The organism is Atribacter sp. (genome assembly GCF_035418125.1).
In the GTDB taxonomy this organism is placed as follows: domain Bacteria; phylum Atribacterota; class Atribacteria; order Atribacterales; family Atribacteraceae; genus Atribacter; species Atribacter allofermentans.
In genome coordinates, this window is record NZ_DAOLQM010000038.1 from 1 (window position 1) to 12,527 (window position 12,527).

At 36.3% G+C, this 12,527-nt stretch carries 12 protein-coding genes and 1 riboswitch; of the genes, 7 read left to right on the forward strand and 5 right to left on the reverse strand.

Going from position 1 to position 12,527, the window contains the following annotated elements; genetic code table 11:
* The first annotated feature begins 121 nt into the window (after positions 1-121).
* From PLK24_RS03625 to PLK24_RS03640, 4 genes are all read left to right on the forward strand, one after another.
* Entirely contained in the window at positions 122-1,114 is a 993-nt protein-coding gene (locus PLK24_RS03625) for an ABC transporter permease (RefSeq protein WP_324476406.1), read from the forward strand.
* 75 nt (positions 1,115-1,189) lie between these two features.
* On the forward strand, positions 1,190-1,660 hold the full coding sequence (locus PLK24_RS03630; protein WP_324476407.1) for a VOC family protein: 471 nt from the start codon (positions 1,190-1,192) through the stop codon (positions 1,658-1,660).
* Positions 1,661-1,852: 192 nt separating this feature from the next.
* Positions 1,853-3,040 carry an anaerobic nitric oxide reductase flavorubredoxin gene (locus tag PLK24_RS03635; RefSeq protein ID WP_324476408.1) on the forward strand — a complete coding sequence of 396 codons (1,188 nt, stop codon included), beginning with the start codon at positions 1,853-1,855 and terminating at the stop codon, positions 3,038-3,040.
* A 15-nt stretch (positions 3,041-3,055) separates the two neighbouring features.
* Positions 3,056-3,436, forward strand: coding sequence for a RidA family protein (locus PLK24_RS03640; protein ID WP_324476409.1), 381 nt, complete (start codon positions 3,056-3,058; stop codon positions 3,434-3,436).
* A 163-nt stretch (positions 3,437-3,599) separates the two neighbouring features.
* Here the strand turns inward: PLK24_RS03640 and PLK24_RS03645 are convergent, their stop codons facing one another.
* Positions 3,600-4,733 (reverse strand): site-2 protease family protein, encoded by a 1,134-nt coding sequence (locus PLK24_RS03645; protein ID WP_324476410.1) that lies wholly within the window; start codon positions 4,731-4,733, stop codon positions 3,600-3,602.
* Positions 4,734-5,175: 442 nt separating this feature from the next.
* Between PLK24_RS03645 and PLK24_RS03650 the strand changes: the two genes are divergently transcribed.
* Both PLK24_RS03650 and PLK24_RS03655 read left to right on the forward strand, forming a co-directional pair.
* Positions 5,176-5,571: an FMN-binding protein gene (locus tag PLK24_RS03650; RefSeq protein WP_324476411.1), complete on the forward strand. Its 396-nt coding sequence runs from the start codon at positions 5,176-5,178 to the stop codon at positions 5,569-5,571.
* A gap of 143 nt (positions 5,572-5,714) precedes the next feature.
* Positions 5,715-6,440 carry an ABC transporter ATP-binding protein gene (locus PLK24_RS03655; RefSeq protein ID WP_324476412.1) on the forward strand — a complete coding sequence of 242 codons (726 nt, stop codon included), beginning with the start codon at positions 5,715-5,717 and terminating at the stop codon, positions 6,438-6,440.
* A 53-nt stretch (positions 6,441-6,493) separates the two neighbouring features.
* On the opposite strand, the gene PLK24_RS03660 is transcribed toward PLK24_RS03655, so the two are convergent.
* Positions 6,494-7,627: a hypothetical protein gene (locus PLK24_RS03660; protein WP_324476413.1), complete on the reverse strand. Its 1,134-nt coding sequence runs from the start codon at positions 7,625-7,627 to the stop codon at positions 6,494-6,496.
* Position 7,628: 1 nt separating this feature from the next.
* Complete coding sequence (locus PLK24_RS03665) at positions 7,629-9,479, reverse strand: glycosyltransferase family 2 protein (RefSeq protein ID WP_324476414.1); 1,851 nt, start codon at positions 9,477-9,479, stop codon at positions 7,629-7,631.
* 461 nt (positions 9,480-9,940) lie between these two features.
* Here PLK24_RS03665 and PLK24_RS03670 point away from each other — a divergent pair, with 461 nt between their 5' ends.
* A complete protein-coding gene (locus PLK24_RS03670) occupies positions 9,941-11,008 on the forward strand; it encodes a mannose-1-phosphate guanylyltransferase (RefSeq protein ID WP_324476415.1) in 1,068 nt (355 codons plus the stop codon).
* Positions 11,009-11,029: 21 nt separating this feature from the next.
* Here the strand turns inward: PLK24_RS03670 and PLK24_RS03675 are convergent, their stop codons facing one another.
* Both PLK24_RS03675 and PLK24_RS03680 read right to left on the reverse strand, forming a co-directional pair.
* Entirely contained in the window at positions 11,030-11,632 is a 603-nt protein-coding gene (locus PLK24_RS03675; RefSeq protein WP_324476416.1) for a phosphomannose isomerase type II C-terminal cupin domain, read from the reverse strand.
* A gap of 80 nt (positions 11,633-11,712) precedes the next feature.
* Positions 11,713-11,799, reverse strand: a riboswitch (cyclic di-GMP riboswitch).
* Between the two features lie 206 nt (positions 11,800-12,005).
* A partial coding sequence (locus PLK24_RS03680) for a hypothetical protein (protein WP_324476417.1) occupies positions 12,006-12,527 on the reverse strand: 522 nt, incomplete at its 5' end.

The following is a 12,527-nucleotide window of genomic DNA, read 5'->3' on the forward strand; positions in this document are numbered from 1 at the left end:
TTTCGTCTTCCTGGAATAATTTCTTTGTTGGAATCATCATTCTCCTCAGTGTTGGAATAACAGCTTTTCGGAATAAAAAAGAGAGCGAGAAGAACCTGATCTTTCTGTGAGGAAAACACCAATGGTTAAAATATCCAAAGAAATGATCATCCTTTTTGTAATATTTGCGATTGTATTGGTTGGAATTGCAATTCTTTTGGGAGGAAGCTTCTATAACAGCCGTAATTTTGTATCGATGGGTTTTCAAATTCCTGAGTTCGGATTTTTAGCCTTAGCCATGTCCTTGGCAATGTTAACTGGTGGTATCGACTTATCCATTATTGGGAACATGAACCTTTCGGGAATATTAGCTGCCTTAATTCTTACCAACCAAAGCTTGCTTTCTACAGCCGGAACGACAGTGACGGTTGTATTGGCAATATTAGTAGCACTCTTATTTGGTTTAATTTGTGGTGCATTAAATGGAATTCTGATTGGATATATAAGAATACCTGCTATGTTGGCAACAATAGGTACCATGTTGTTTTATACTGGTGTTGGTATGGCAATTACCGGAGGACGAGGAGTGGTAGGCTTTCCAGAAATTTTTATGTTGTTTGGAAATTCTCGATTTTTAGGATTACCAATTCCTCTCCTTATTATGTTTATTATTTTTGCCTTGGTCGCCTTGGCTCTTGAACACACCGTATGGGGACGGAGTGTTTATTTGGTTGGAAATAACTATATAGCAGCGCTTTTTTCCGGTGTTCGAACCACTAAAACTATTATCCTGACTTACATGATTGGTGGGTTAATGTGTGGTTTTAGTGCCCTGATTCTTATTTCGAGAGTGAATTCAGCGCGGATTGGTTATGGTGATACCTATCTTCTTCAGGCTATTCTGGTTTCAGTAATGGGAGGAATTAATCCTGAGGGTGGTTCAGGGAAAGTGCTTGGAGTATTGCTGAGTATTTTAATCCTTCAATCTCTTTCCAGCTCTTTCACACTTTTTGCCATAACTCCCTATGCGAGGGGTTTAATCTATGGTTTGATGTTGTTGATCATCATGATTGTCAATTATGTATATGGAGAAGGATCCAAAAGATCGCTACGAAAAGCCAAAATAAAACAATAACAAAGAAATACCAAGTGGGATTCTACTGATTTAGTAACCTTAAGTGTATTCGAGAAGTTATAAGGAGGAAACACCATGCAAGACGGAGAATTAATTCAAATTGGATATTTAGTAAAGGACTTAGAAGGTGCCGTAAATTTTTATATGGAAACCATGAATGTTGGTCCCTGGGAAATATATACTTTTGCTCCTCCAGTGCTTCGTGAATCGATGGTGCGAGGAAAACCCTCCAATCATGAATTTCGCATTGCTTTAGCCTCACCAGGTCAGATTCAGGTTGAACTCATTCAACCCTTAACTGGTCGGAGTATTTATGATGAATATCTGGAACAAAAGGGAGAGGGATTACATCACGTCAAGTATTATTATAAGGATTGTCAAAAAGTAATTCAGGAATTTGAGAAAAAAGGAATTCCCGTTATTCAAAGTGGAAAGTTTGATGAAGACGAATATTATTACCTGGATACTTTAAAGCACTATGGAATGATGATTGAAATCGGGAACGGAGGAAAGATTAGACCTCCCGAAAGGATTATTTCAAAATAAATTGATTTAAATTTTTTTAAATGAAAAAGTAAAAAGATGAAATCCTCATAACTTCTGAATACGAAACCCCTGGATGACTCATCATCATAATTCCTTCTCCTTTGATGGGAGAAGGCGAGGATGGAAGTGTGATTATTACTCATTGCTATTCAATCATTAAGGGATTTATAGGATAAAAAAGGAGGAATTGTCATGAAAAAGAAAATAAAAAACCAGGTTTTTTGGGTGGGAAAAGTTGATTGGGAACTGAGGAAATTCCATGGAGATGAATTTTCCACTCATCATGGTTCTACCTATAACTCCTACTTGATTCAGGAAGAAAAAAACGTTCTGATTGATACGGTATGGATTCCATTTGCCGAAGAATTTGTTGAAAATTTGGCACAAGAGATTGATTTAAATAAGATAGATTATATCGTGGCCAATCATGGAGAAGTGGACCACAGTGGTGCTCTTCCTGCCCTCATGAAACACATTCCTAATGCTCCTATTTATTGTACCGCGAATGCCGTGAAATCATTGAAGGGTCAATACCATCAAGATTGGAATTTTCACGTGGTAAAAACCGGTGATAAAATAAGTATTGGTGGAGGGAAAGAGTTAGTTTTCGTTGAAATGCCAATGCTCCATTGGCCGGATAGCATGGCAACCTATATGACGGAGGATAATATTTTATTTAGTAATGACGCCTTTGGTCAGCATTTTGCAACTGACAAATTATATAACGATTTGGTAGATCAATGTGATTTGTTTAAAGAAGCAATCAAATACTACGCCAATATATTGACACCATTTAGTCAAATTCTGAAAAAAAAGTTGGAAGAAGTTCTTTCTTTGAATTTAACCATTGATATCATTGCTACTAGTCATGGGGTTATCTGGAGAGACAATCCCCTGCAGATTGTCGAGAAGTATTCCCAATGGGCAAATGATTATCAAGAAAATCAGATAACGATTATTTATGATACTATGTGGAATGGCACAAAAAAGCTTGCTGAGAAAATTGCCGAAGGAATTGAAATAGTTGATCCGGATGTTGAAGTGAAAGTATTTAATCTAACTAAGAGCGATCAGAATGATTTGATTACCGAAGTATTTAAATCCAAGAAAGTTGTTATCGGGTCACCCACGATTAATAATACTATTCTCCATTCCATCGCCGGTTTTATTCAATTAATGAAACAGATGAAATTTAAAGGAAAAAAGGCCACATCTTTCGGCTGTTATGGGTGGAGCGGGGAATCAACCAAAATTTTAAATGAAGCTTTAGCAAATGCCGGTTTTGAGGTTATTGAAGAAGGCTTTAGAAACCAATGGAATCCTGATGATGGGCGACAGATCGAAGCCATAGAATTTGGGAAAAAGATTGCCAAGGCATAAAAAGGAGTGGTAGTAATGGATAGTATTCAAATAATAGCTGCTGGACCTAAAAATGTTCCATATTCCGGTGCATTGTACGCTGGAGATTTCATTTATGTATCGGGGCAAGTTCCTCTTAATGAATCAAAACAGGTTGTGGGAGAAGACATTGAAACTCAAACGACCTATACTCTCGAAAAAATTGAAGCCCTGCTTGCAAAAGCTGGAGCAAATTTAAATCATGTTGTGAAAACCACAGTTTTCTTGACTGATATGAAGAATTTTTCCAGAATGAATGAGGCCTACGGTAAGAAATTCAAAGAAATCTATCCCTGCCGAAGTTGCATTGAAGTTAGTCAATTGCCAGCACCAGTTCAAATCGAGATCGAAGCGGTTGCTTATTTTCCAAAAAAATAAAAAAACATTTTAAAATACCCTCACCCCTGTTAGCTTGATTTTTACAAGGAGAGAATTGATTATGTTTGTTCCCTCAATCTAACCCGTTTCACTAGTGGATCAAGGTTAGATTGAGGGAATTCTTTATATTACCGATCCTTCTACCCTGATTAGATTAGTTTAATTAATTATCTCCTTCCAATTCCATTTTTAAAGAAAAAAATTGGAGGAGATCTTTAAGGGTAATGACTCCTATCAATTGATCATTTTCAACGACCATTAGACGGCTATTTCCGGTTCGGTTCATTAAAGATAACGCTTGAGTGGCATCAGTGTCGGGATGGATGGTGTTATCTATTGAACAAGACTTGGAAACTTCTCCAGCAGTTTGAGTGCTCCATTTTTCCTTAGGAATTACTTTAATGTCACGGGTGGTTAAACACCCAACTAATTTACTATTTCGTACAACCGGAAACATTTTATAATGGTAACGATAAATATAATCCTCAACGGCTTCTTTTAGAGTCATGGTATCAGGTATGGTAACCGGATCAGGTTTCATAAATCGACGAACAGTCTCTCCCTCCAGAGCTTTGGAAATCATTAATCTTTGCATCGATACCTGGGAAGCATTTTGAAGAAACATTCCTATTAGGAACAGCCAAATTCCTCCAACAAAAGAACCCCGGAAAATACTAAAAACACCAAGGAAAATAAGAGTAAAACCGAATATTTCTCCCATTCGTGAGGCTATTCGAGTCGCCCAACGCAAATCTTTTTTTCTCCACCAAAGTATGGAGCGCAGAATTCGACCACCATCCAAAGGAAAAGCAGGAATTAAGTTAAATCCGGCTAGAGCCCAATTAATAATCCCCAAGTATCCAAAAATACCAGTAATTCCCATTGATACTCCAAGTCTTTTTAGGATTAAATAGGTACTGTAGAAAATCATACCAAGAGCAATACTGGTTACCGGACCGGCTAATGCCATATAAAATTCGGTTTTTGCATTGGCTGGTTCCTCGGTCATTTCGGCGACACCACCAAACATAAACAGGGTAATACCCCGGATTGACAATCCGAAACGGCGGGCGACCAAGGAATGAAAAAGCTCATGAATGACAATCGAGACGAATAAACCGATTGCTCCGAATATCCCCATCCACCAGTAGGTTGTTGAAGGTAAACCTTGATAATATTGGGGAAACACTCCCAGTGATAACGACCATATCATAAGAAAAAGGACAATTATCCAACTGGGATCAATTTTTATTTCAAATCCTAATAATCTGATTATCGGTACCGATTTACCGAACATTTCAATCACCTCATTTAAAAAGGGGCTGATGATTATTAACTAACTTTATTAGTTCGCCGCAAACTATAAAAGAGAAAAAAGCTAAAGTTTAAAAGGGATGTTGTTTTAAGATGTTTGCAGGAATTGTTTTTTGAGTGTTTTTTTGTGAAAATCCAAAATAGTGAATTACTTTTTTCACTAAACTATCCATTTAAACAAACAACCTAAATGCAACAATTATTCCTTTATCTTTTAGAAGATGGATTGAAGACATTTTTAATCCCTATGGGTAATTAAGACACTGGAATTAAAAGAAGCGCTCTCCTCAAGTTTTTTCATTTCTATTAATTATCCAACAAATACCTTTAAAACTTATTTTTTAGTTGTTATTAAAAATATATTCAGGATAGGCGAAAAGTGATACCATTAATAAAATATTAAATAAAAAAGAGGGGAAATTTGTATGAAAAAATGGAAGAAATGGTTGCTTATAATCGGTATTATAGTTGGTGTCTTTATTATCGGGATGTTTTATTATGCTATGGCTGGCATGCAAGAGATAAAAGAAATGGTGATAACTGATATTGATTTGTCTCAAGTTAAGGATGGAGTATATACTGGTGAGTTTAAAGGAAATAGATGGTCTAACACTGTAGAGGTGTCAGTGGAAGGTCATAAAATAACTGAAGTAAAAATTCTTGATGATTTTGGGATCCCAATACCCGAAATTTCAAAAAAATTGATAGAGAGTATAAAAGAAAAGCAAAGTTTAAATGTTGATGCTATCTCCCAGGCAACTATCAACACTAAAGCTTATTTAAAGTCAATAGAAAACGCTCTCAAAAAAGGGATGGAATAGATCGGGCACAAATAAAGACCGAGAGGGGAGGGAGCGAGGGGGAGAGGAAAAAAGAGAAACGATAGAAGGAAAAGATAGGAATGAAAACCTAAAGGTCTTTACAGGTAAGAAAGGAGGAGGGAAAGATTGAGAAACCAATAATAATGGTTTCAGAATTAACTAAGATATATCGAACTGGATCGGTTGAGGTCATTGCTCTAAAAGATGTAAGTTTCCAAGTTAATAAAGATGAATTTATTGCGATAATGGGACCATCTGGTTCAGGAAAATCAACCTTAATGTATATTCTTGGGTGTTTAGATCGAGCAACCAGAGGAAGTTATTATTTTGAAGGCCAAGAAGTATCCCGATTAAAAGAAAATACATTAGCTATCATACGAAATAAAAAAATTGGATTCGTTTTTCAGACCTATAACCTACTACCTCGCCTCAATGCTTTTCAGAATGTGGAGCTCCCATTAATCTATGCTGGAATCTCCGGTTCACAAAGGAAAATAATTGTTAAAAATGCACTTATCCAAGTTGGGTTGGAAAACCGGATATTCCATCGGCCAAATCAACTTTCAGGTGGGGAATCTCAACGGGTAGGCATTGCTCGAGCACTGGTAAATGACCCAACTATTCTATTGGCGGATGAACCGACTGGGAATCTCGATAGTAAATCAGGCGAAGAAGTGATGCAAATTTTTCAGAACTTGAACGATCAAGGGAAAATGATTATTTTAGTTACTCACGAAAGAGAAATCGCACAACATACTAAGCGAATCCTTCATTTTCTTGACGGTAAGTTGGTTGGGGATGAACCAGTCGAAAATCCACTCCGTGCCAGTGACCAATTAAAGCAGATATCAACATCTGTCTTATGTTAGGTAAAGAATATTCACGAAAACCTTATATCGATTATTCACAAACCCTAAAATAGTCATTCACAGCTTGATGAAAGAAAAGTATCTGGACCAAAATGGATGAAGAACAAGGAATCCGAATGGGCAGTTTTTTGTATTATCGGTTGGTTAGGAGTAAGGGTCTTTTGGTATGAGCCTTGAGCTGAAAAATAGGAATCCTGATGGTTTAAAAAGAAATACCACCCAAAGCCCGAAATAGATAGAAATACGATAATGCCAGCCATAAGCTGGTAACCACTTTTTTTATTCCAAAGAAGGAGACCAATTATAGTCAAAAATGAAATCGGAAGAAACAGCAGCTGATTTTGAAAAAGGATGAAAGAGAGGATGATAACGCTAATCATCCAAAAAATTCTAACTTTACCTTGAAAAAAGATCAGTCCTAGAAAAGGATAAATGAACCAGAGTTTTGAAAAAAACACTGGTAGATTATAGGAAGATGAGATTAGAAATTCTGGGAGCATATATCTTAGGTTCAATGGAGAAGTATTGAGAAATAAAAAGGGATTACCGGAATAAACCCAATTAAAAAATAGGATAGCGGTAAGAAAAAAAACTGGAGGGAAGAGTGATACCAAGAAAAGGGAAGTTTTTCTTATAAGTGAGTCACGGAAAAAAAATAATTGGAAAATGGTCACCGGGATAATGACCCAAAGAAAGGATAATTGAGTTAAGGTTCCAATTCCAAGGCTTATCCCTGCTAGAAAGAAAAAATAAATTGACTGGGTTTCATGATATTGAACGATATTAACGATGGTAGTAGTGATGAAAAACGCCAACAAGAAAAATGAAGGCGAGGAAAGAGACAAAAGAAAAAAAGGAGAAGTTATAATCAAGAGAATAAAAATTGGTGGAAAGTTTTTTTGAATGATTATTTTGGAAAGTAGCCAGATAGTAAAGGTTCCAATAACCGGAGGAATGAGAGCAGGAAGATAACCGATCAAAGCAAAGAAAAAAGGTAAGAGAGGATAGGAAAGAAAGAGTAATTTAGGTTGTTCGGACTTAGAAGAAAAAAAGATTTGTGACTGATTGCTGTAAAAATCAACTTCTGACGTTATCAATCCTTTTTCTCGTGCTAAAAGAGTAAAGAAAAAAAAGAGAGAAAAACAACATGTATAGAAAATAACGGCAGGAATGATTTTTTTATTCATCCTATTTTTCCTCGATCTGTAATCCATGAATAGTTTTTTCCCAGAAAAAGGGACGGGTAAAAAGTTGAAAGATGCCTTTCCAAGCAGCAATACTGGTAAGCCACCAATACAAAGGATTTAAGAGCGAATAAAAAATGAGCCTGTCTATTCCTCGTCTGAAAACTGCCAACATGCTCAGATAAATTCCTAAAAAGTTACCAACGATGAGGTTAAAAACCCCCAAGTATAAGATAGGGCCTGAAAAATAGCTTTGCAAAAATTCGCCCCGATTGAAAAGCCAGATAAAAAAGAGAATCCATAAAATAAGGGAAAATGCCTGTCCAAGCGTGGTTCCACCGATAAATACCTGGAGAGTAAACCATCCTTTCCAACCGGAATTCCTGACGACCTGAAAAGGGTGGCGATTATGAACTAAAAAAGTTTGCAGATATCCTTTCAACCATCGCGAACGTTGACGAATCCAATTTTTTACCCGGCTATTGGCTTCTTCAAAAGTGGTAGAGGGAAGAATACCGACCCGATAGCCTCGATAGCTGGCTCTCATTCCTAAGTCAGCATCTTCAGTGACATTATACGGATCCCATCCTCCTAAATCTCGCAGAATCTTGGTACGGAAATGATTGGATGTTCCGCCAAGAGGTATGGGTAAATGGTTCAAATAAAGACCAGGAAGGAGGTAATCAAACCAGTAGGAATATTCCAGAGTGAATAAACGGGTGAGGATATTCTGTTCGGCATTATAAAAATTAAGAGCGTTTTGGAAACACATAATATCCGGTGGTGATGAACGAAAACAAGCCACCGCTTTTTTGAGCTGATCTCTTTCGGGGATATCTTCGGCGTCATAAATGGTGAGAAATTCACCTCGAGCAAAAGCCAGGCCAAAATTACAAGCTCGCGGTTTGGTCTTAGGCATTCCTTCGGGAACAATAACAAAGCGAACATTATAAGGCGGTTTTTCAGCTTTGCAGTGAATCAAAGTGTCTTGATCGTCTTCTTCGATAAGGAATATAACGTCGAGTTTTTCCGGAGGATAATCAAGGTTTTGAATAGCAGTTGTCAGTTGACGAATCACGTTTGGAGGTTCGTGGTAAAGAGGCAATAAAATGCTGTATGTGGGGAGATCGTTGGGACGAAGCTGAGGCTCATTTTTTTTAAATAATGAGCTATTTGTGTCGAGTTTTGCTCCGGAAGAGCTTAGTACAAACCGAAATATTACACTGATTGCATAAAAAAGATTAGCTAAACCCAATAAAATAAGCATGGTTAAGCGAGGGAGAGTAAAAACACCAATTAAGATAAGAGCACATAAAGCGCCTAAACTGATCCATTGAACGGGAGTAAAAACTCTCATAGCTGATTCCTCTGGAGAACGATAAAAAAGACCAGAGGTAGCTTCCTGTAAGAATTTATCTTTAAAAAAGATATGGGCTAGCCAATCCAACTCGTAGGGTGTAATTAATTTAATAATGAGCTTTTTTCCCGGAAATTTATCTTCTAAAAAATGTCGAAGCGATACATTGTTGGGATTGGGGGTCAAGATTTCTAATTCTTCATGATCGTAGCGGTAGGGAAAAAAGGAATATTGAAAAAAATCTTGGGAATTGAAAAACAAGAACAGCTTAGGGTCAATTTCTTGGGCGAGAAGATGGAGATTTTCACCGGTGTATTCAAAAGGACCTTGTTGGGTGATAACCTGATAGAGCTGTATTGGAGTTATAGAACCAAGAGAAATAAGAATTTCTCCCAAAAGACTTCCAGTTTCCTTTTGGAGTTCAAGAGCCTGAGCTAACTGTTCTTTGGTTATTAAATTTTTTTCAATTAATATTTCACCTATGGGTTTACTGGTCATTTTTTTATTGGGGGTTGAGTCATTCTTGGGTAAAAAGCCCCAAAAAAGATCCCAATCAGGATGAGAGAAAAAGTTAAGAGGTAAATTCGATAGCGTTGATAGAAATTTCCCTCTTTAATGCTTTCAAAGAATGAATGAAAATTGAGCCCACATATTAGGATTTTAGAAGATTTTTGGACGAAATACTGGTTTTTCAAATAAAGGGTGTTCGATTTATATTGGTGATGATATAATTCCAAACTCTTCAAACCAAAACTGATAGTATTTATGGTAAAAATAAACAATACTACTAGAAAGAATGTTTTCATTTTTTCTTCCTCCATGATAGTTTATCGGACGAATGGTGAATTTTATTATATAACCGGGTTATGTTTTAACTATTATCAAGAAATGAGTCGATAGTTAGCTGGGAAGGATATAATATGATTATTCCTTCATGATGGTAAATGGAGATGATGATCATGCCAATTGCCCTTATAATGGCTGGTGGAAAAGGTGAGCGTCTCTGGCCGTTAAGTACCTCAAAAAAACCAAAACAATTTACAGCTTTAATGAACAAAACATTTTTTCAAATGACTGTTGACCGAGTTCTTCCTTTAGTGGGGGAGGATGGTATTTACGTGGTAACCCAGGAAAATTTTAAATCCGAAATCTTAAAGGAAGTTCCTTTTTTGTTAGAAAAAAATATCATATTTGAACCAGTTGGGAGAAATACTGCTCCCTGCATTGGATTAGGTGCACTCACAATAGCTCGTGAAAACCCCAACGAAGTCATGATTGTAATTCCGTCTGATCACCTGATTTTTGATGAAGAACGATTTCGTGAAATTATTAGTTTTGCTTGTGAAGTCGGGATGAAAGATTATCTGATTACTATAGGAATAGCGCCAACTGAAGCCCACACTGGTTACGGTTATATTCATTATGGGGATGAAAAATTTTGCAAACAAGATATAAAAGCCTGTCAGGTGCTTAGATTTATTGAGAAGCCGGATATTAAAAAAGCAAATTACTATTTTTCCAATCCTTCCTATCTCTGGAACAGTGGAATATTTATTTGGAAAGCTCAAACCATTTTAGAAGAAATAACAACCCATATGCCCGATCTTTTTCAGGGACTTAATATCATTCAACACTATTGGGGAACACCAGAACTAGAAACCATGAAATCTCAGGTATTCAATACACTTCCATCGATTTCCATCGATTACGGTATTATGGAGAAATCAGAGAGAGTATTAGTTATCCCAGCTTCTTTCCAGTGGAACGATATTGGTTCCTGGTTGGCATTAGAAAAAGTATTCTCTCAGGATAAATCAAAAAACCTATCCATTGGCCCCAATTTTAGCCTACAGAGTCAAAATAATATTATCTATTCCCAAAAACCAATTATAACCTTTGGAGTGGATGACCTGATTATTGTTGAAACTAAAAATGCTGTATTGGTGATGCCTAAAAACCATGACCAAAAGATTAAAGAATTAATACAGGAACTTAAAACCAGTGAACAGTTCAGGCATCTTACCTAACCTTTTTCATCTGTTTAAAAGCTAAATAATTTCACTCCGGTTAAAATCATCTTCAATCCGAATAATATCTTCTTCGGAGATACAATTGCCGTTTTGAACTTCAATTATTTCCAAAAGTTCATTACCTCGATTTTCTACTCGGTGAAACGTCTGCATGGGAATATAAGTGCTCTGATTCGGATCTAAAAAGAAGGTTTGATCTCCAACGGTGACCAATGCTTCTCCTTTGACTATCAACCAGTATTCATTGCGATGGTAGTGCATTTGTAGGCTTAAACGGTAACCAGGATAAACAACAATTTTTTTAACCTTGTAATGAGGTCCCTGATCGATAATGGCATAATATCCCCAGGGTTTTTCGATTTGAGCCGGTTCTTTTTGTGCCGAGTCTTCAGAAAATCCATTTTTATTTTTCAGGTTTACTTCATTTTCAAGACAAACTGATAAATTACTTTTTTCGTTTTCTTTTAGATAGATCGGAGTAGAAGATGTTGATTTTTTTTCAGTTATAAAGAGGCCATTTGATAAAAAGCGAGCAGTTTCAACCTCATCCGAGCTTTTTTTACTAAACTGTTGGCTTATATCACTCTTTGTAGTTGAAGATTTCCTATCTTTACGAACCATTTTATAAATCCTCCTATGGAAAACTTTCCTATGGAAATGGTTCGTATTTTACAAATCATCATTTCGTTTTTTAGGTGAGTTTCGGCGGCTCGACTGCCATAGCATATAAATGCTTTAGACTCTTAGCTTTGCGCCTTTTCCTTTAGGAAAGTTTGACTTTTCAGGTACCCATTCTTTTCCAATATTATCGACAAAAAAGAAGTTTCCTTTAGAATAGAATTAATATATTTAATAAACTGGATAAAAAAAATTTACCAATGGAATCAGAAAATTTATCGAATAAATAGCCAGGCTACTTGGTAGCAGCAGATGAGGATGAAAATACTTATCTAAAAGAGTCAAAGTGAGGAGCGCATCGATACATCTAAAAAAACTACTTTCTACTATGTATATGATGAGATTTTCTTAATCGCTGACCAGCAAAAAATTCTAAAACTTCCTGCCAGGAATTACTTTCTTCAATGGTGATGGAATCTTTTTTTGCTTGATAATCAAATTTTTGAATAAAAGATTTAAGATTTTCATCAATATTTTTAAGACTTTTCAGGGTAAGCTCTTGGAGTTCAGATCGAATTGAAGAAGTAAGTTTTATTTCATTTTGATGGACTGTGCAAAAGAAGGTATATTCTCCCCAGATACTTTTAAAATCCTTCCACCGCTTATGAAGGATATTTTCAAGATGATGTATTTTATCTATCCAATTCTGGCAAAGTGGACAATGATTTATGACCGGATAATTTTCATTTTTTAAGGAGGTATTGAGTAGATCCTCATAAACAATGCTGATACCTAAAATTGATGGTCGAGCATCAAAAACCCTTCGTAAATGATCCTGGCAAAAGCCACCTTGGTTACGGAGTTTTTGACGAATTTCTGGATCAGTGACAAATTCATA

Bases quoted from the DNA above. Each gene is read 5' to 3' on its own strand.
- PLK24_RS03625 (WP_324476406.1), top strand. From the start codon at position 122: ATGGTTAAAATATCCAAAGAAATGATCATCCTTTTTGTAATATTTGCG.
- PLK24_RS03630 (WP_324476407.1), top strand. From the start codon at position 1,190: ATGCAAGACGGAGAATTAATTCAAATTGGATATTTAGTAAAGGACTTA.
- PLK24_RS03635 (WP_324476408.1), top strand. From the start codon at position 1,853: ATGAAAAAGAAAATAAAAAACCAGGTTTTTTGGGTGGGAAAAGTTGAT.
- PLK24_RS03640 (WP_324476409.1), top strand. From the start codon at position 3,056: ATGGATAGTATTCAAATAATAGCTGCTGGACCTAAAAATGTTCCATAT.
- PLK24_RS03645 (WP_324476410.1), bottom strand. From the start codon at position 4,733: ATGTTCGGTAAATCGGTACCGATAATCAGATTATTAGGATTTGAAATA.
- PLK24_RS03650 (WP_324476411.1), top strand. From the start codon at position 5,176: ATGAAAAAATGGAAGAAATGGTTGCTTATAATCGGTATTATAGTTGGT.
- PLK24_RS03655 (WP_324476412.1), top strand. From the start codon at position 5,715: ATGGTTTCAGAATTAACTAAGATATATCGAACTGGATCGGTTGAGGTC.
- PLK24_RS03660 (WP_324476413.1), bottom strand. From the start codon at position 7,627: ATGAATAAAAAAATCATTCCTGCCGTTATTTTCTATACATGTTGTTTT.
- PLK24_RS03665 (WP_324476414.1), bottom strand. From the start codon at position 9,479: ATGACCAGTAAACCCATAGGTGAAATATTAATTGAAAAAAATTTAATA.
- PLK24_RS03670 (WP_324476415.1), top strand. From the start codon at position 9,941: ATGCCAATTGCCCTTATAATGGCTGGTGGAAAAGGTGAGCGTCTCTGG.
- PLK24_RS03675 (WP_324476416.1), bottom strand. From the start codon at position 11,632: ATGGTTCGTAAAGATAGGAAATCTTCAACTACAAAGAGTGATATAAGC.